Origin of the sequence: Thermogemmatispora sp. (genome assembly GCF_019683635.1) — a bacterium.
In the GTDB taxonomy this organism is placed as follows: domain Bacteria; phylum Chloroflexota; class Ktedonobacteria; order Ktedonobacterales; family Ktedonobacteraceae; genus Thermogemmatispora.
In genome coordinates, this window is record NZ_JADGIA010000033.1 from 1 (window position 1) to 18,781 (window position 18,781).

Sequence of the window (18,781 nt, forward strand, 5' to 3'; positions counted from 1 at the left end):
ATTAAAACACCCCCCCGGGGGCCGCGGGGGGCGGGCGGCGCCGGGCGGCGCGCCCCCCCCCCCTCCGAGGTGGGCGCCTGGCCGCTCTTTGTGGCTCACGCTGATGTGATCAAGCTGCTCCTGGCTCACTACAGTGGCTTGCCGCCTGCGCGAGCACCCCTGCTGGGGATCGATAATGCCTCGGTGAGTATCGTAGAGCTGGAGGGGGAGTTGCCTCCTCGCTTGATTGCTGTTGGCTGGACACCGCGCCCGGGCTGGTTGCGCGCGCCGGAGGCGGCACGTGCTTCTGTAGCCTCGCCGCCAGCCTCCCTGTCGTCCCCAGCGGCTTCGCCTGGTGCTGGCAGCCAGCCTGGCGAAAAGGGTACAATAGAAGGAGAGGCTTAGCGCGCTGTCTGGCTGTTGTCTATGCTGAGAGAGTGCTGGAAGGAAAGAAGCAGCATGTTTGATCCGCGAGATCCTTACGAGCGCTACTGGTGGCATTACGAGTCACGCCGCCCGCTCTCGATTGCGCAGATCATCGCCCTGGGCTCAACGGATGCGGAGACGGTAGCCTTGATCTGGCTCATGCTGGAGCACGGTGCCTCGCTCACTGTGGCTGGACCGACTGATCCTCAGCCTGGCGTTGGCAAGACCACAACCCTCAATGCCTTGCTCCAGTTTCTTCCCGAAGGGACGGCGCTGGCCTATATGTCCGGCATGTATGAGGATTTCTCTTTCACTCGCTTGCCCGATGTCGATCCCACTCGCACCTATGCTCTTTGCAATGAGGTCAGCGATCATTTGCCGATTTATATGTGGGGACGGGTGGCCCGTCGCTATCTGAAGCTGCCCTCGCAGGGCTTCCATATCGCTACCAGTGTCCATGCCGATACGATTGATGATGTGATCCGCATGTACCGTCGCGATCTCCGCCTGGAGGTCGAGGATGTTCGGCGTCTGGGCCTGGTGATCAATATGGGCCTGGTAGGGCGCATCTACCCTCCGCGTCGTCGCTGGTTCACTACCCATTATCTGCATCCTGCGGCCCCGTCCGAGCGACCCGACGAGATCGTCAAGCTGCCTCTTTCCGTCTGGAATCCAGAGGACGATAGCTTTGAGCATGCTGATGCCTGCGTGATCGATGAGCTGGCCACGATCGCTGGCTTGCCCTCTCAAGAGTTCAGGGCTGCTTTTAAACGCCGTGTCACCTGCCTCCAGGAGATCTCTCAAGGACGCGGTATCGATATGCATGAAATGTTCAATGCTATCGAAAAAGTGCGAAAACAGGAGCGCCAGCAGCGCTCGTGAGCCAGCCTGACCTGAGTCAACAGCCTCAGCGGAAATATCCGCGCTTCGCCCGCGTGTTCTATGTAATGGCTACAGCATGGCGCTGTAGCCATCATGGTACATTGTTGTCTTCCGCCTGTTTTCAGGAGAGGAAAGGAGGGACGCCTGTGTCCGCGCATCTGCTCTCGATGGCAAGCGAAGGGCGCTGGCCCCGCATTTGCAACTCATAACGATTTCTGCCAATTCTTGTGAGGGGAAGGAGTTTGCGCATTATGAGGCATGCCATTGCCATGCTCTGCGTCCATACGTCTCCGCTGGACATGCCGGGGCAGACGCCGGACGCGGGCGGCATGAATGTCTATATTCGTTCTCTGGCGCGTGAGCTTGGTCAGCGCCAGGTTGCTGTTGATATCTTTACCCGTCGCACTGATGACCATCTTCCGCCGATCGTTCCGCTTGGACCCCGCACGCGAGTCATCCAGGTTGAGGCCGGCCCGGTTGCACGCTTGCCGAAGCATGATCTCTATCCCTATCTCCCCCAGTTTTCTGCCGCTGTCGAGGCTTTTCGTCAAGCTGAGGGCCTGAGCTATGATCTGATTCACAGTCACTACTGGCTCTCTGCCTGCGCCGGCCTGGAGCTGGCGAGTCGCTGGCATGTTGCGCATGTGACAATGTTTCACACCCTGGCCCAGGTGAAGCTGCTCAGTGACCCCACCAGTCAGGAGCCTCCCCTGCGTGCTGAGATGGAAAAACAGGTCGTGGCCGAAGCCGATCGTATTATTGCCGCGACGGCTGAGGAGCGGCTCCAGCTGATGAATCTTTATGCAGCCTCGCCTGCCCGCATTAGTGTCATTCCCTGCGGCGTTGATCTGCGTCACTTTGTCCCCCAGGATCGCTTCCAGGCTCGTCAGCGCTACCGTTTGCCGCTGGACCGCCCTTTGCTCCTCTTTGCGGGACGCCTGGACCCATTCAAAGGGCCTGATCTACTCCTGCGCGCTTTGGCGTTGATGGAAGAACAGGCTGAGGCTGTCATTGTTGGGGGCAAGCTGCGCGGTGATCGCGAGCTTCAGCAGTTGCGTCGGCTGGCGGCCTCGCTTGGGCTGGCGGCTCGGGTACATTTTCTTGGGGCTTTGCCACCGTGCGAGATGCCTTTTGTCTACAGTGCCGCCGATGTAACGGTCGTGCCCTCTTGTAACGAAAGCTTTGGCTTGGCGGCGGTGGAATCGCTGGCTTGTGGCACACCGGTCGTAGCGACGCGCGTCGGGGGGCTGGCGGCGATCGTACGTCACGGCGAGACCGGTTATTTGGTACCTCGTTGCGCGGGTTTCTTCGCTGAACGCCTGGATTTCATGCTACGTCATCCTCTCTTACTGGCTCAGATGCGCCGGGCTGCGCGTCCTTCGGTGATGCGCTTTAACTGGCAGCAGATCGCCTCGCAGGTGCTGGATGTCTATGCCGAGCTGCTTAGTGATGCACGCTACCTGTTAGCGCAGTAGGGTGGGTCGGGCGACTCTTCGCTGATTGGCGCCTGCCAGGTCGAAGTTGATGACTGCCTGACCTCTCCCCCGGCTGTAGCAGCTAGAATATGAAAATAGAAGAAAGATTGATCTCATGAGGAGGAACAATGAGTGATGACACGCGCGCGCCTGCGTGACCTGGGAATCAGTGTGGGGCATCTCCCTCCGGGTCGCTTCAATGCCATTACCGATGTACCTGGGGTCCTGGTGGGCCACTGTACGCTGATCTATGATGAGCCGCGGGTGGCGCGCACAGGGGTCACGGTGATTGTGCCGCGCGAGGGAAAGATCTGGACGGATCAGGCTTTCGCTGGCTATTTCAGCCTCAATGGTTGCGGCGAGATGACTGGCACGGCCTGGATAGAAGAGGCCGGCCTGCTGCATACACCTATAGCCATTACCAATACCAACGCTGTGGGGGTGGTGCGTGATGCTCTCTGTGCCTTTCCTACGGAGCGGCAGAGTGAGGCTGGTCTGGCGGCGGTTTCTTCTTCATGGACGGGTGCCTTGCCGGTGGTAGGTGAGACCTGGGACGGCTGGCTCAACGACATTGCTGCTTTCCATGTGCGCAAGGAGCATGTCTTTGAGGCGCTGGAGGCGGCGAAGGGGGGAAGCGTTCCCGAAGGAAACGTGGGAGGGGGTACAGGAATGATCTGCCACGAGCTGAAGGGAGGGATAGGGACAGCCTCGCGCCTGGTCGATTTAGGCGATGCTCGCTATGTGTTGGGGGCCCTGGTCCAGGCTAACTATGGCTCACGTCATCTGTTGCGCGTCTCCGGCGTGCCCGTAGGCCGTGAACTCAGCTATGAGAAGGTTCCCAGCCCCTGGTCTACTCTGCCGCCTGCTGGTGGTCGAGAGGGGGCCGGCTCGATCATTGGCATTATTGCCACGGATGCGCCGCTGCTGCCTCTGCAGTGTAAGCGCCTGGCACGCCGCGCCGCTCTTGGTCTGGCGCGTGTGGGCAGCATCGCCAGCAATGGCAGCGGAGACCTCTTCCTGGCTTTCGCTACCGGCAACCATCTGCCCGCGGGCCAACTGCAGCCCTACGCTCTGACGATGTTGCCCCATGATCGGCTGGACCTCCTCTTTGAGGCCGCTGTTGAGGCGGTTGAAGAAGCTATTCTTAACGCACTCACTGCGGCTGAAACGCTCAGTGGCTGGCAGGGTCGTACCGCCTATGCTCTGCCTTTGGATGAGCTGCAACGCATCATGGCGCGTTATCGCTAGCTAGCGGCCTTGCGCTCCGGCACGGCGCCGGGTATGCGCGAAGGGACGCAGGTAGCGAGCGAGTCGCGGGTGCAGAGAGCGCAACAGCGTCAGGTCCTCCTCAGTCAGGGGCCGAATCAAGAGCAGGAGCAGGACCGCCCCTATGAGATAGATAAAGCCTGCCAGGGTGAGCGTCGGGAAATTATGCGGACGCAGCAGCAGCGATGGTGTAGCGGCCAGGGCTAGGGCCAGGAGCAGACGCAGGGTATAGCCGAGGGGATAGCGCTCTGGCAGGAGTCGCCAGAGGAAGCCGAGCAGCAAGGCGCCACCGATGATCTGAGCCAGTCCATCGGCGATCAAAGCGCCCGCCGGCCCCCAGCCAGGGATCAGCACGACCCCAAGGATGATGAGCGAGAGCAGACTGATCCACTGGCCAAGCACTACCTGCCAGGCTCTCCCCACCACATAGAGCGTTGACTGATGGATGCTGGTACCAAGGGTCCGGATTAGGATCTGGAAAATCAGGAAGAGGGCCAGGAGCGGCCCAACTGGCTCATAGCCTTGATAGAGCAAGTGAGCAATCAGTGAGGCGTTGAAGAAGCTAAAGACCAGTACCGGCGCAGCCAGCAGCGTTTCGATCTTGATGAGAGCCTGCCAGGAACGGGCGAGCCGGGCATAGTTCTGGCCAACGAAGGCCGCCGCCAGGGCCGAGCCGGCCACGCCGCCGAAGCCAGTCACCATGAGTAGGCTGGCGGTGTGACCAAGCTGATAGGAGAGGTTGAAATAACCAATTTCTGCCAGCGGCACGGCGAAACTACCCAGTAGAATGATTACTGTCTGCTTGAGTAAGGCGCCAGAAACAAGGTTGGTGAGCCAGGCCGAAAGCCCCAGGCGAATCACTGGCTTGAGCGGCTGATGATAGCTCGCTCCACCTTGGAGCAAGAGCGGCGCCTGCCAGATGAGGAAGGCAGCGGCGCTGGCGAGCGAGACCAGTGCCTGCATCCAGAGCAAACCGTCGACGCTGCCGCCCAGTCGCAGCACCAGGTAGCTCAGAGGAAGTTGCACCAGCTGGGACAGGCTGCCAATGACGAAGACGAGGCGCATGCGCATGAAGGAAGCACAGACGGCGGTTTGCAGACTGAAGATGCCGTTGCCAAGGACGTAGAAGGCGATAGGCGTGATATGACGTAGAAGCTGGGGGTTGCGCAGTCCGTTGGCCAGATCGCTAGCCCAGGTCCACGAGCTGGGAAGAAGACTGAAAGGCCAGGCCAGGGCGGGTAGAGCGAAAAGCATCACCCCCATGCACAGAACCAGGGTCAGGCTGCGTAGGAGTAGCAAACGCCGAATCAAGGCCGCTGCTGCCGGCTGCCCATGCTCAGCCAGGACTCTGGGCACATAGGTGGTTGTGGCATCCTCCAGCCCAAAGGCGACGATGTAGGCAATGGTATTGAACGCCGACATCGCCACCGCGTAGACGCCATAGAGTTCATGACTATTGACAAACGCGCGGGTAATGATGAGCGTCAGAATGAATGAAGAGAGGAAAAACCACAGCCCATATGCCTGATTGAGCAAATAGCTGATGGGGGTCCGGCGCAGCAAATGACGCGCTTCGCCCTCGGCTCTACTGTTCTCCGAGCTGGTCGCAGAGCTGCTATCGCTGACAGTATTAGTGCTACTTACGCTTGCACTGACCACCGCTGCGAGAGAAGGGTGACTCGGCGGCGGGTCGTCTCGCTGGTCGCCGTCCTGTCTGCCCGATCCCACCTGCAGCGTTGCCAGTGGCACGGGCTGGTCTGCCGCACTTTGATCGAGCTGAGAAGCCTCGCTGGTGAGCTGACCAGTGTAGAAGCGTTTCAGTCGTAAAGGGTGAAACCTGGGTCGCTGCATAGCTCGTAGTATACACCTTTAACCAGATTGGTGCAGCTTGAAGATATGTCGTCCTAGCCAACCAATCCCACCCAGCAAGGCGAACAACTCCAGAGTGCTGACGTTGGCTGTCACATGGTCCGGTGAGACCAGGTAGAAAGCCCCGATCTTGGAGGTGGCCGCCACTAGAAAGAGACCCAGGCTGAACCAGGCTGGCAGCGAGGCATAGAACAACGCTCGCTGCCAGGCGCGGCAGAGGAAGCCGATCAGGGTTGGGAGTACATAGAGCAAGGCTGTCACAAGAGGCGCCAGGGCTGGAGGGTAGGGACCGTCCAGGGCCGCTGCCGCTGATTGGGGCAGCAGGCGCGTCCAGAGTTGGGCTGGCACCAGTGCCGTTAACAAGAGCAAGGTCTCAAGAACGATCAGACAGATGACGGTAATATGCCAGCGCTTCTCTTGCTCAGCTGTTGGTACACTTAACCGCAGCATTATGGTTTTCTCTCTTTACAGTAGAAGATCAGTCAAGAACAGAAGCGGCAGAAGAAAGCGTCTCTGCTGCTCTGAACGGTTAAGCGAGCTACTGTGGTAAATGCAGCAGCCCCAATTGGTATTTCAGCATCAGAATACGGCGTACAGACTCATCGATTCGTTGAACGCTCAATATCCCCGTTTGCACTGCTGATTTCAGAGCTTCCAACATTGAAGCTGCTGTCTGGGCTGAGATTGGCCCCATGAGCAGATCGGCCCCAGCCTGGACCGCCATCACTGCCGCCTGGCTTTCGCTGTAGTGTGCACTGATCCCCTCCATCGTCAGGCTGTCGGTGATGACCACGCCCTGAAAGCCGAGCTGCTGGCGAAGAATACCGGTGATCACCTTGGGCGATAGTGAGGAGGGTGTGCTGCTGTCGACTGCTTGCACGATCTCATGGGTGACCATGACCGCGTGGACCTGTCCTTGCTGGATTAACGTGCGATACGGTAACCAGTCGTTGGCCTCCAGCTGGGTCAGGCTGCGCGTGAGAACAGGTAGCCCGCTGTGGGGGTCAACGCTAACGTCGCCCAGGCCCGGGAAATGCTTCAGGGTGCCAAAGACCTGACCACTCTGCTGTAGTCCTCGCAGGTATGCTCCTGCCATGCGTGTCACGAGGCTAGGGTCGCTGCCGAACGTGCGCGTGTCCAGTTGAGGGTTATAGACGCTGGTCACGTCGACGACAGGGGCAAGATTCAGATTAATCCCGTAGGATGCCAGGTCGTGAGCATCCTGTAGACCGGCGGCCCGCGCGCGCTCGGGGTCATTAGTAGCGCCGATCTCGGCGGCTGAGGGGCGAGGACCATCGAGATCGCGCAGGCGATCGACTAGTCCACCCTCCTGGTCAATGGCGATGAGTAGGGGAATGCCACTTCCGGCGGTGCGAGCCCCGTTCTGAATCTCTTGAGTCAGCTGCTTCAGTTGAGGAATGCTCATGATATTATTGTTGGCCGTGAAGAGTATCACTGCGCCGACATTTTCTTGGGTGATCATTGTGCTGAGATCCAGCGAATAATAAGGACCAGTGAATTGCACAAACAGCATTTGTCCCAACTTCTGGTCAAGCGTCATAGTGCGTAGAATCAGATTGATATAGGCTGCAGGTGTAAGCTGCTGCGAGCTTTCCTCTGTCGCGCCGGCTGACGGCGTAGCGGAGGGCAAAGCCGAACGAATCTGCTGCAAGACGTTGTTAGCGCCAGCTGTTGGACCCCAAAGCATAAAGGCCCAGCCTTGTGGTCCCACCAGCTGAGCCAGGCTGGTCGTGCTGGCGTTGATTACCAGAATGAGCAGGAGCATGATCAGGCAAAAGGCTTGACCGCGACTGAGTCGCCAAGCCCGCCCTTCTTCACTCCTGCCAACGGCTTTCAGGGCCGGCAGTTGGCGCGTGGGTAACAAGGCGAGAGCGGCGGCGGCTCGCTCTGCCACGTCGACCCATGTAGGGGGGGAGAAGGCAGGCACAGGGGCAGCAGCGGGCAGTTTGGCAGTTTCGATCTCGGCCAGCTGAGGCTCTTTCTCTGCCGGAGCCGGAGGTAGAGGCAGCTCGCGCGTCTCCTCCTGGGCGATTTGCTCAGCCCGTTTCTGCTCAGCCCGTTCCTCTTCACTTCGCTTCGGCTCAGCTCCTGCCGCTTCTGAGGGAGTGAGCGGTGCCAGGAGAGGCGCTTGCAGCTTTCTGGCATCGCTCCCGCCACCAGCTCTCGGGGAGGGACGAATGGGCGAGGGTCTGCCGGGAATCCTGATCGTGGCCAGCTTGACAGTATCCTCATCCTCTTGGCTGGTCTCAGGAATCTCTGCGGCTTTGCTCTGGCCGGGTGGTTGCTCTTTCTCCATGTTGGTGATACCTCATTATCGTGCTCTCTGTCAGGGACGCGCTTCTCTCTTCGCTCTAACAGAGGAGCTTGTCGCTCGCTTTGTCCTGCTGCTATTACCAATGACGCATTGCCTGTCTGCCAGTCCAGGGTCTTTTGTCCGTACTCTAGCCAGGCAACAGGAAAGGGGAGATCTAAGCATAGAGGCGTTTCAATAGGCTTGTTGGCTGGTCAGAAGCAGACAAGCAATGCTGGTCGCCTCTACCCTGGGTCGGTTGCCCTCTACGCAAGCTTATACCTTCTCCCTTGCTTTCTGTGAAAGCGGGTTCATAAGTCTTCCCGCTAAGAAGATAGCCTTCCTGGGCACCGGCTCTGTATGGCTGCTGGTTACCTCCATGTTGACACTTGTTCAAGTCACCGCTGCTACGCTATACTGTGACTGCTATCAACCGGCAAGTTCTGCGAAAGGTCGCTGGACGGAATGAGAGCGGAACGACATCCACAGGCCCTCGTAAGCGTACAAAAACTGGGAGGCAGGGCTACAGCTCTGCGACAACTCGCCTGGCCGCTGCTAGCGGGGACTTTGGCCGCCACAGCTGGCTTTGCTGTTGAGCTGGCGCTGTACTGGCTGCAGATAATGGCCGCCCACTGGCCGCTAGGGCGGGGAGATGCCCGTCAGCCTGTCTGGTTGCTGTCTTTTGCTTCCTGGCTTCCTTCGCTCTCCTTCGGTGGATGGTGGCCGCTGGCCATTCCTGTAGGGGTCGGCCTCGTTGTCTTTGTGATCACTGGCCTGCTACGCCGCCCGCTGGCCCTCCGCGCCTATGCCCGAGCTGCGCGTTCCTCCCTGGCAGATCCGCTGGCTATACTCCCGTTGTCAACTGCCTCTGGCATCTATGAAACGGCGCTCGCTTATTATCAGGATATCACTGATCAGAGTGCTCTGCCATATAAACAGGACCTCTCTTTCTCCGCTTTGCTGCAAGAGCCATCTGCTCAGCTGCTGCTGCTAGGCACTTCAGGGGCTGGGAAAACTTTTGCTCTCTCCATGCTACTGAGATCTACTCTCGATGCTTTCCTCCGCAATAGAGGAAAAGATACGAGATTGCCTGTCTACCTCTCTCTAGAGCACTATAGCCTCTATCTTAATAGGCGGTCATCGATGGTGTTCCCAGCTGAGTCAGAAGTGGAGGAGGGAGGGCAGGGCATAGGTGGGAGGATGAAGGAGGGTGAGGAGGGCAAGGAAGCAGCCTCTCAAAAACCGGCGCTGGTTGGCCTGCAGCCAGAGGCCACCCTTTTTGACTTCCTCCTGGAGAGCCAGGCCCCTGGTCTGCGCCATCTGCGGCCCTATCTGAGCCAGCTGGCGGAGCGTGGGCAGCTACTGCTCCTCTGCGATGATTTCCACCTGATCGAGGCAGCTTTCCGCGAGGCCGTCATCGCTGAGCTGAGCTATCTCATGAGTCAGACAGGTAATCGCCTGGTGGTAAGCGCCTGCGATCTGGCTCATGACGCTCTGCCGCAGTTGGAACGCTTGTTGACGGAAGGAGAGATGGCCTGTGCTGTCCTTACTCCGCTCTCGCCCGCGTTAGTCCGTCGCTTTGTTGAGCAGGCGCTGCGGGAGCAGCAGATTGTGACGCGGCGACAGTACACCGCTGGCCAGATTATGCGTGCGCTCGAAGATAGTCGCCTGCGCTATCTGTGTAGTGTGCCGCTCACCCTCTTTAGCTTTCTGGAGATTCTGGATACGCTCGATTTGGGGAACCCTGAGCAGTTCGATAGTCGTGGCCGCCTTCTCACTCATTTATTACACCTCTTGCTGATGCGGGAGTTGCGGCAAAAGCGTTGGCGTCGGGGCAAGCGCGGCCTGACAGAAGAAGAATTAGTGGCGCTGCTCCGCCGGCTGGCCTGGGCGCTCTATCTGAGCGGTGCGCACAATCTCATCGTTCTGCCCTCGGCCCAAGGGCGTCGTCAGAAAACGGCGGCCCGTGCCGCTGCTCTGGCTCTGCCTCGCTGGCTCGAAGAGAATCGCTCGATCCTATCGCGACAAGAGTTGGTTCTGCCGGAGGATCTCCAGGCTCCCCTGGTTGGGCCGTCGCTCCTGGAACACCAGCTTGCCTGTCTGGAGGCTGCCGGTCTGCTAGTGCTTGGCGGCGATTGTCTGCGCTTCCGTCACCTCTGGCTCGTGGAGTACCTGGTGGCCTCTGTCTTACTAGAGGTTGATCAGGAGACAAGCCAGGGAGTAGAGGGACGGCAGGCTGTCCTCGCGCTATGCTGTAGTGATGCTGCGCGCTGGGCGGGTCCAGTCGCGCTGTGGGCGGGCATTATCGATGAACCTCTCGATCTAGCGGAGCGCTTTGCAGGCTTGGGCGAAGCTCATCCCTCCTCTGCTGTGGCTGCTGGAGCTTTGGCGTTAATCTGTGTCGGTGTTGCCTGGGGGCCCCCGCGTTCAATGGCCGACGAGCCGCTGGGCCTGCCACCTCGCCTCTTACGCTTGCTCAGTGGTATCCTGCGCGATCCGGCAGGAGTTGAGCAGCTCGCTCGTCTGATTGGGCGGTTCGCCGCAGAAGGCACTCTGGAGATCTATCAGGGATTGTTGCCGACCGTGATGGTGCCTGGTATTGAAAACCTGCTGCGGCTCTGCGACCAGAAGTTGCTGTTGGATCGCTTCTTCGATTATCTCTACGAGGTCATCGACCTGCCTGCCTATGATAGCCAGGTCCGGCGTCTCATTCCCGTTTTAGGGCGCCTGGGTGAAGAGGTTATCCCCTATGCTGCCGAATTGCTGCGGCCAGCAGCCGATCATTCGTTACGCCTGCGGGTGGCAGCGGTGCGTATTCTCGCTCGCTGCGATGCGCAGCAGGCGGTAGACCCTCTGCTTGATTGCCTTGCCGATAGCGAGCAGGTGATCGTCGAGGGGGCGCTCAAGGCGCTGGTTCGCCTCGGCCCAACACGGGCCTTGGGGCCACTGCTCGACGCCTTAGAGCAGTATCTGCCCAGTGGCACGGCGGCGCGTCAGGTGCAGCGGGCCATCCTAGTGGTACTTGACTATTTTCTCAGCGAGACCGATGCGCAGCGTGCGCTTTCCGAGGAGCAGCGGAAGCGAGTGCTCACTGCGGTCTGCCCTCTCCTGTCTGGGCAGCAGCCACCCGAGGTACAGCGGGCGGCGCGTGATCTGCTGACTCGTCAGTTGCAGCGGGAGCCGCAGCCCGAGAGCGTTCAGCTTCTCATCCAGGCCCTGGCCAGTGCAGACGAGCTGCTGGTGCGCAACGCCATTCGTGTCCTGCAGCAGGGAGATGCGCGCCTGACGCCTTTGCTCCTGAAGCAGTTAGAAAGCCAGAGCACCGATGTCGTACGGGCCCGCCTGGTCGAGGTGCTCGGCGGCATCCGCGATCTGCAGGCTTTGCCCCTGCTGCTCAAGCTTCTGGCCGACACTTCGCCCCTGGTGCGCCAGCAAGTGGGGATCGCTTTGCAGCACGCCTATGTGCCCGAGAGTATTCCGGGCCTGATCGAGCTGGTGCTGCATGGCAAGGAAGAGCAGGTAGCCAGTCTGGCGGCGCGTATCCTCAGCGGGATGGGCGAAGAGGTGATGGAGCCAATTTTGCAGGCTTTGCCACAGATTGTACCCGGTCGTACCCAGCTGCTGATTCAAGTACTCGAAGAGTTAGATGATCCGCGCGTGATCCCGGCGCTGGTCGGCCTGCTGCAGGAGGCGCGAAGCGAACCGCTGCTGACGGTAGCTATTATCCGGGCCTTGGCACGCTTCGCCGATGGGCAGGTGGTGCCGCCGCTGATCGGTCTACTGGACAGCAAGGAGACGCTCATCTATGAGGAGGCTATTCTGGCGCTGAGCCGCCTGCGTGAGGTGGCGCTCTCCGATCTCCTGGATGCGCTGGATGTCGAGCCGGAGTGTGAAACCGTAGTGGCGGCTCGGGTGAGGCGGGCGATTCTTGGTATGGAGCCGTTTCCTGGTGAGCAGCTCATCGCTGTCCTAACCCACGGAAGTGAGGCCCAGGTCCAGCAGGTGGCGAAAATCTTCCAGGAGCGGGGGGCCGAGGCCGCGCTGCTGCTTGTCCAGCAGCTCTTCCATCCCGATGCACGCACTCGAAGCTATGTTCGCCAGATTCTCGATGGTATGGCCGGGCAGGTCCTGGTGCCTGCTCTCCTCGAAGTGCTGAATCGTCCGGCCTGGCGCCCGGTACTGGCCGAATATCTGGTACGCTATCCAGCTGAGGCCGTGCCTCCTCTCATCAGTCTGCTTGGTGATCCCGAGCGTGGTGATGCCGCGGTCTCGATCCTGCTGCTCTTCGGACCAGAGATTCTCTCGACCATCATTCCGGGTCTGGCTCAGGAGGATGAGCTGGCACGGCGACGGGCGCAGCAGTTGGTGATCTCGCTCGTGCGCCAACAGCCAGAAGCCATAGAGCAGGTGGTTCAGCTCTTTGGTCCCTCGTTGCCGCCGCGCGCCTATGAGAGCCTGGTGGCGATCCTGGCTGGCGATCTCGCCGATCTGGCTGTTCCCGCGCTCCTGGACGGCCTGGGCGATGCCTATCTCCTCGGCGGGGTTTCAGACGTGCTTGCCCGCCTGGCCCGGCGCCGTCTCACACCTGCTGGACGTGAGGCGCTGGCGGGGTTGGTGGCGGCTCTCCGCTCCGAGGAGAGGCGGCATGGAGCCGAGATTACCCTGGTCGAGTTGGGCGAGCTGGCAGTTGCTCCTGTGGGCGAGCTAATCACTGATCCTGACCCCCAGGTAGCGCGCGCCGCTCGACGTATTCTGCGCGATATTGGTACCCCAGCCCTCCCCTTTATCTGGGCTGCCTGTAGCGACCTGGCTAATCGTCAGCGGCGTGAAGCGGCCCTTGAGATCTTCCGCAGTATGCCGACGCTTGTCATTAAGGATGAGCTTCTGGCTCACCTGGCCAGCCGGACAGTGCAGGAAAGCGCAATGGCGGCAACGCTCTTGCAGGAGCGTATCCATGATGAAGCGAACAGCGCTGATCCTTCTCGTCAAGAAATGGTTCCGGCTTTGCTGGAGTATGTCCAGCATCCCCAGAGCGATGAACGGCTCTGCCGCCGCATTCTGGCTCTGCTGCTGCTGATGGGAGGAGAGTATATCGTCCAGCATCTGGTGCAGGCCCTCTATGAGCATTCGGAGCGTCAGGAACTCTTGATGCGTTGCTTTCTCTTCCTGGGACGAGAGGGCGAGACGGCCCTGTGGGAGATGTATCATGATCCTGAGACGCCGCCAGATCTGGCCAACCTGGTGGTCAGTATGCTGGGAATGCTGCGGGCCTATCCTGAGATCAGCGAACTGGCGCTGAGCCTGAGCCAGTATGGTCTCACCCTTAACAAGGAGCGCCTCCAGAGTCCTGATCAGCTGGAGATTTCCCTGCGGGCCCTTGGCGGCCTTCTGGCTGGAGGCCATTGGAATGTCGAGGCCCTGGAGGAGCTGCGCCAGCGTTTGAAGGAAGGCAGCCCAGAGCGCGATCTGGTGGAGGTCCTTCTGGGCTGGCGCTATGGGGCCTACATTACTCGCCTGGAAAACGATTTGCAGAGCGTTGAGCAGGCCCACAAGGAGAATATGCGTAATTTGACGGTGCAGCTTCTGCAGGCCCGTAGCCAACTGAGCGATATGGAGCATGAGCGCGAGAATCTGGAAGAATCACTGAAGAAAGCGCAGCAAGAGCTGGAGGTGGCGCGACAAGAGTTGACTCGTGTAACACAGGAATATCAACGCCTGCAACAGGAGCAAGGGGCCAGGAGCGAGGAGCTAGAACTGGCTCAGCAGGCCGTTCAGCGTCTCCAGGAACGCTTGAATGTCGTCACACAAGAGAAGCGCCTACTGCAGGACCAGATCAATCAATTACATGCCCATAATGCTCAGCTTGTTGAGCAGATCAATCTGCTTCAGGGTGCGGAGAATCCCTGAATGCTGGCGGCAGACTGCCGGCCACTGCTGGTGATAGGAGGAACGCACAGGTAGAACCCGGCTGGGTGTCCCCGGCGCCGGACCGGACCGGGCTGGGCTGGACCGGACCGGTCCGGACCAACCCCCTCCTGCTTCTGAGAAGCGCGAAGGTGGGGCGCTGTGGATTGGATAACGCAGGTGGCGATGGCCGGGCTGGTCCGGTTGGTTAGACCTCGTGCTCGGTTTCCAGGTGACGCCGGCGGTGTTGGCTGTAGAGAGCGTAGTCCCAGTCCAGATACGCTTTAGGCAGCATATCCTCGGGAGACCATTCCTGCTGCTGCCCATATTTCCCCTGATATTCCTTGAGCGTCTCGCCGACGTACTCGAAGGTGATCTGGCAGATGCGGAAGCCGACGGGAACAACAATGGTCGTCATGGTATGGTTGCTGATCTCCATTGTCCAGCGGCTGATATAGCCTACGTCGCCCACACCGGCGCAGCGGCAGACCGAGAGGCCTGAGCGAGCGACTGTACTGCGTGCGTACATTTTCCCCAGGTAGCCATTGCGACCACCGATGATCTCTTGCGTATGGGCGAGAATGGTTGTCCCTGGGCGAATGGCAATCTGGCCGTTCTTGGCGCGACGTGGCTCGCCCCAGTAGCGTCGGATCTCCTCCGGGTTGTCTAGATGCAGGATCTCAACGTTCGCATCGCCCTGAAAGTACCACTCACCCAGACGGCAATCATAGGAGTTGGTTCCGAGCTGGCGCTCGTCGAAAGGTTCGATAACAATGTTGCCGCGTGCAAGCTCCTCTTTGATGCGCTTATCGGATAGCAGCATAGATGATCATTTCCTCCGCGCTGGATGAACTGGCTCTACGAACCACCGCCATGATCTAACTCCTGGCCTGGACTGCTCAGGGGCTGGCGGGAAGGAAGAGCGATGATGTAGCTGCTATGGTATCACATCTGAGCCATTTTGTCTCGCGCCTGGCCGTCTGGTCCCAGTTCGTATGACTGGGCGAGCGGACCAGGCCCTCGCTGCTGGGCGCAAAGCGTTTGCCAGATAGCTTCAATCAGCTGCTCCCTGGCCTGCGCCTCCGCCAGAGCCTGGGAGGTGAGAGAGAAGAAGGCATGGTCCTGGCTATGGCGCTTGATCCAGCGGCTGATGATCATGATCTGGTCGATCTCCGCCTGCCCTACGGTAGTAGGTGGAGCTGGCAGGGCCGCAGCCCTGGCGAGTAAATGGCCCAGCGCCTGGCGCGTGGCCTGCTCCTCGTGAGGAACTCGTTGTAGTTCAAGCAGACGACCGTGACGGATTAGAAAAAGCTCGTTGTGGCCCTCCCAGGCTGAAGGATAGGCGATGAGCAGATTATTGGCGGCAACGGCACTGCTGATCAGGCGCTGACTGAGGAGAACCTCCTCGGCGCTCTGGAGCATGTCACGTAGGCGGGCGGCCCGTTCGTAGTGCAGGGCCTGGGCGGCTTCCTCCATCTGGTGACGCACACGGGCCAATAGCTCGGGGCGCTTCCCCGCCAGGAAGGCGCAGACCTCCTCGATCATCTGTCGGTAATGGCCTGGATCGGCCTGACCACTGCAAGGGGCCAGGCAGCGACCCAGGTGGTAGCGGAGACATGGCGCGCTGGGCGCTCCTGCTGGGGGCAAGGGACGGGTACAGGTGGCCAGTGGAAAAAGGCGCTCAAGCAGCTCCAGCGTCAGGGCCAGGCTGCGCTCGCTGCGAAAGGGTCCGAAATAGCAGGCCCCGTCGGCCCCTGGCTCGCGGGTAATGACAACGCGCGGGAAAGGCTGGTGCACGTCGATCTTGAGAAACGGATAGCGCGCGTACTCGCGCAGCTGGATGTTATAAGGAGGCTGCAGCTCCTTGATCAGCTGGGACTCGACGAGCAGCGCCTCTAGTTCGGAGCCGAGAGGACGCGTCTCAATGGCCTGCACTTGCTGGAGCAGACCATCGATTCTGGGCCTGACGCCTGGTCGGTGGTGATAGTAGGAGGCCAGGCGCGTCTTTAAGCAGCGGGCCTTACCGACGTAGAGCACGTGGCCCGCTCCATCTTTCATCAGGTAAACGCCAGGCTGCGCGGGGAACGTGCGTCGCCAGGCAGGATTAAGCCAAAGCGTGCCTGAGAGTGGTGACCAGACGGAGGGCCCAGGTCTCCGCTTGGCCGAGGGCCTTCCTGCCTGTTGGGACTCAGCGCGCTGTTCTGGCTGGCCTGGAACGCTGAGGGGCCTGATCTGCCCTGTGCTCAGCTCTTCCCGCTCAGTTGGAGCAGGCTGCAGATACTGCAGGAGTTGCCCATAGGTCGTTAAACCCTCCTGACGGGCCAGCCGCAGCAGCTTGACAAAGACCTTTGCGGTTGCCTCAGCGTCTGCCAGCGCCCGATGAGGAGTCGTCAGTGGAACGTGCAGCCGGCGGGCTAGTGCCGCTAGGCCAAAGCGGCGCTGATCGGGCAGGAGACGGCGAGCCAGGATCGGCACATCGATCCCTGCCAGGGGCAGCCGCGCATTGAGGGAAGCCGCCTCGTAGGCGAGGAAATGTAGATCGAAGCCCAGGTTATGGCCGACCAGGATGGCGCCAGTGCAGAAACGTAGCAGCTCGGGCAGGACCAGCTCGATCGCAGGGGCTGCCGCCAGACTTTGCTCATCGATACCAGTTAATCGTACAACGGCGGCAGGTACGGGCCGCTCAGGATTCACCAGGCTGTGAAACTGTCCACTCAACAGCTCGCCTCGTAGGCGCCAGGCCCCAAGCTCAATGATGCGATCGCGCCCCGGTCTCAGGCCAGTGGTCTCGGTATCCAGGACGACAAAGTCAAGATGCTCCAGTTCGCCTTGCCAGAGACTCCAGATGGCCGGCTGCCAGCGTCCTGCAGGATCGCGCTCAAAAAGGTCCGAGCTTGCCAGCAGCTGAGTGAGCGACTGGCGCGAAGGAAGCTCTAAGGCCAGCTTCGCCCGCTCCCGCAGTCCTTGAACGAGCCTCTCCTCGTCCAGCGGCTCCCCTGCCTCCTGGAGCAGGGCGTAGATCTCTCGTAAGATGTGACCAGAGCCGGCTCCGGCTATTGGCTCTGGCTCCTCAGCATAGTGCAATGATGGCCTCGACCTTGACATGTGGCGCTGCTGCTGGTGACCGGCCTCTTTTCAGATAGCCTTGAGAGAAGCAAAGAGGATAATGGCGAGCACTGCTCTCACATCCTGCCGATACCAGAGAGGATAGCACCAGGGATCTGAACTGACAAGAGCACGAGCCAGCAGGCACCGGCACCTCTAGATAGCGCTCCTCTTCCGCTTGCGCAGTGGTCTGTATCCTGTCTGGCCTGGCCTGCTGCAGCCAGCCGAGGCGAGGCATAGGACGAGGACGGCTCGCATTAGAGTCGCAGCGGATGAAGCTGCCCCAGCGCTCTTACTGGAACGCAGCCCGGCAGGCCAGTCAGCGAGATGGTATACTGATCCTATACTGCTCACCCGGGCGCCTGCTCTTCACGTCTGTCGGTGGCTGCCTGAAGATGCCCAGCCAGCCGTTGTGCTATGCTCGGAATCCTTAGCAGCAAGCGAGAAGAGCGTTATTGCTTAACATAATCTCTACCAGTGAGAAGTTGAAGATGGCAGCAGAAATGCAGATTCCAACCTTTCAAGATATACTGCGGGCCAGACAGCAAATTGCGCCCTATTTGCCACGCACTCCCCTGTACAGCTACCCAGCACTCAACGAGTTGCTTGCGACCCAGGTCTATGTCAAGCACGAGAACTATCAGCCGGTAGGAGCCTTCAAAGTGCGCGGAGGCGTCAATCTGATCGCACGTCTCACGCCCGAGGAGCGTGCTCGTGGGGTTATCGCGGCCTCCACTGGCAACCACGGCCAGTCGGTGGCCTATGCTGCTCGCCTCTTTGGGGTCAAAGCGCGCATCGTCGTTCCCGAAGGAGCGAATCCAGGTAAAGTAGCGGCCATGCGTGGGATGGGTGCAGAAGTCATCTTTCATGGTCCGACCTATGATGAAGCCAAGTCCTACTGTGAAGAGCTGGCCCGGCAGCATGGCTATCGTTACATCCATTCGGGGGATGAGCCACTGCTGATTGCTGGAGTGGCGACCCTGACCCTGGAGATTCTGGAGGACTGCCCGGACCTGGAGGTGCTCATTGTCCCCATCGGGGGCGGCAGCGGTGCCGCCGGCGCCTGTCTTGTGGCCCATACGCTTAATCCTGGCTTGCGCGTCATCGGCGTGCAATCCGAGGCAGCCCCAGCGGCTTACGAATCCTGGCGCCAGCGGCGACTGGTGACCGCTCCGAATCGCACCCTGGCTGAAGGACTGGCAACCGGGGTCTCTTTCGCCTTACCGCAGCAGATCCTGCAGGAGCAGCTGCGCGAATTCGTATTGGTCTCCGACGAGGAAATCCTACGCGCGATTGCCTGGATGGCTGAGCTGGCCCATACGCTGGCCGAGGGAGCAGGAGCCGCGGCCCTAGCGGCAGCCTATCGCCTGCGAGACGAGCTGCAAGGCAAAAAAGTTGCTCTCGTCTGCTCGGGCGGCAACATCTCCCTGGAGCAGTTACAGCGCGCCCTCGCTCTCCGCTTACAGAAACAGAATCAGTAGGGAGCCTGTGAGCGATCGGCGCTTATCCAGAGCAAGGCCGGAGTTCACGAGAACCGAGAGCATCGTCAGTAACGAGGGGAAAC

General features: G+C 60.2%; 11 protein-coding genes. 6 read left to right on the forward strand and 5 right to left on the reverse strand.

All coding sequences use genetic code 11. The annotated features are described in order from the left end of the window. From IRZ31_RS05875 to IRZ31_RS05890, 4 genes are all read left to right on the forward strand, one after another. Positions 1 to 384: histidine phosphatase family protein (locus IRZ31_RS05875; RefSeq protein WP_297150906.1), on the forward strand; the 384-nt coding region annotated here is incomplete at its 5' end. A 54-nt stretch (positions 385 to 438) separates the two neighbouring features. After that, the gene (locus tag IRZ31_RS05880) at positions 439 to 1,287 is read left to right on the forward strand and encodes a hypothetical protein (RefSeq protein WP_297150909.1); all 849 of its coding nucleotides are present in this window, start codon (positions 439 to 441) and stop codon (positions 1,285 to 1,287) included. Between the two features lie 251 nt (positions 1,288 to 1,538). Beyond that, positions 1,539 to 2,762 carry a glycosyltransferase gene (locus IRZ31_RS05885; RefSeq protein ID WP_297150912.1) on the forward strand — a complete coding sequence of 408 codons (1,224 nt, stop codon included), beginning with the start codon at positions 1,539 to 1,541 and terminating at the stop codon, positions 2,760 to 2,762. A 135-nt stretch (positions 2,763 to 2,897) separates the two neighbouring features. Continuing rightward, positions 2,898 to 4,010, forward strand: a complete 1,113-nt coding sequence (locus IRZ31_RS05890) for a P1 family peptidase (protein WP_297150966.1) — start codon at positions 2,898 to 2,900, stop codon at positions 4,008 to 4,010. On the opposite strand, the gene IRZ31_RS05895 is transcribed toward IRZ31_RS05890, so the two are convergent. The 3 genes from IRZ31_RS05895 to IRZ31_RS05905 form a co-directional block, all read right to left on the reverse strand. Then, positions 4,011 to 5,879, reverse strand: a complete 1,869-nt coding sequence (locus IRZ31_RS05895; RefSeq protein WP_297150915.1) for an oligosaccharide flippase family protein — start codon at positions 5,877 to 5,879, stop codon at positions 4,011 to 4,013. 18 nt (positions 5,880 to 5,897) lie between these two features. Then, complete coding sequence (locus IRZ31_RS05900; RefSeq protein ID WP_297150918.1) at positions 5,898 to 6,347, reverse strand: hypothetical protein; 450 nt, start codon at positions 6,345 to 6,347, stop codon at positions 5,898 to 5,900. A gap of 88 nt (positions 6,348 to 6,435) precedes the next feature. Further along, positions 6,436 to 8,214 (reverse strand): glycoside hydrolase family 3 N-terminal domain-containing protein, encoded by a 1,779-nt coding sequence (locus IRZ31_RS05905; RefSeq protein ID WP_297150921.1) that lies wholly within the window; start codon positions 8,212 to 8,214, stop codon positions 6,436 to 6,438. Positions 8,215 to 8,673: 459 nt separating this feature from the next. Here IRZ31_RS05905 and IRZ31_RS05910 point away from each other — a divergent pair, with 459 nt between their 5' ends. Beyond that, positions 8,674 to 14,115: a HEAT repeat domain-containing protein gene (locus IRZ31_RS05910; RefSeq protein WP_297150924.1), complete on the forward strand. Its 5,442-nt coding sequence runs from the start codon at positions 8,674 to 8,676 to the stop codon at positions 14,113 to 14,115. 205 nt (positions 14,116 to 14,320) lie between these two features. Here IRZ31_RS05910 and dcd read toward each other — a convergent pair whose 3' ends face one another. Continuing rightward, a complete protein-coding gene (dcd, locus tag IRZ31_RS05915) occupies positions 14,321 to 14,935 on the reverse strand; it encodes a dCTP deaminase (protein WP_297150926.1) in 615 nt (204 codons plus the stop codon). A 122-nt stretch (positions 14,936 to 15,057) separates the two neighbouring features. Next, a complete protein-coding gene (locus IRZ31_RS05920; RefSeq protein WP_297150929.1) occupies positions 15,058 to 17,217 on the reverse strand; it encodes an exonuclease domain-containing protein in 2,160 nt (719 codons plus the stop codon). Between the two features lie 491 nt (positions 17,218 to 17,708). Between IRZ31_RS05920 and IRZ31_RS05925 the strand changes: the two genes are divergently transcribed. Continuing rightward, complete coding sequence (locus IRZ31_RS05925) at positions 17,709 to 18,698, forward strand: threonine/serine dehydratase (RefSeq protein WP_297150932.1); 990 nt, start codon at positions 17,709 to 17,711, stop codon at positions 18,696 to 18,698. Positions 18,699 to 18,781 lie beyond the last annotated feature (83 nt).

Coding starts and splice junctions, on each gene's coding strand:
- IRZ31_RS05885 (WP_297150912.1), top strand. CDS start 1,539: ATGAGGCATGCCATTGCCATGCTCTGCGTCCATACGTCTCCGCTGGAC.
- IRZ31_RS05895 (WP_297150915.1), bottom strand. CDS start 5,879: ATGCAGCGACCCAGGTTTCACCCTTTACGACTGAAACGCTTCTACACT.
- IRZ31_RS05920 (WP_297150929.1), bottom strand. CDS start 17,217: ATGTCAAGGTCGAGGCCATCATTGCACTATGCTGAGGAGCCAGAGCCA.
- IRZ31_RS05925 (WP_297150932.1), top strand. CDS start 17,709: ATGGCAGCAGAAATGCAGATTCCAACCTTTCAAGATATACTGCGGGCC.
- IRZ31_RS05910 (WP_297150924.1), top strand. CDS start 8,674: ATGAGAGCGGAACGACATCCACAGGCCCTCGTAAGCGTACAAAAACTG.
- IRZ31_RS05905 (WP_297150921.1), bottom strand. CDS start 8,214: ATGGAGAAAGAGCAACCACCCGGCCAGAGCAAAGCCGCAGAGATTCCT.
- dcd (WP_297150926.1), bottom strand. CDS start 14,935: ATGCTGCTATCCGATAAGCGCATCAAAGAGGAGCTTGCACGCGGCAAC.
- IRZ31_RS05900 (WP_297150918.1), bottom strand. CDS start 6,347: ATGCTGCGGTTAAGTGTACCAACAGCTGAGCAAGAGAAGCGCTGGCAT.
- IRZ31_RS05880 (WP_297150909.1), top strand. CDS start 439: ATGTTTGATCCGCGAGATCCTTACGAGCGCTACTGGTGGCATTACGAG.
- IRZ31_RS05890 (WP_297150966.1), top strand. CDS start 2,898: ATGACACGCGCGCGCCTGCGTGACCTGGGAATCAGTGTGGGGCATCTC.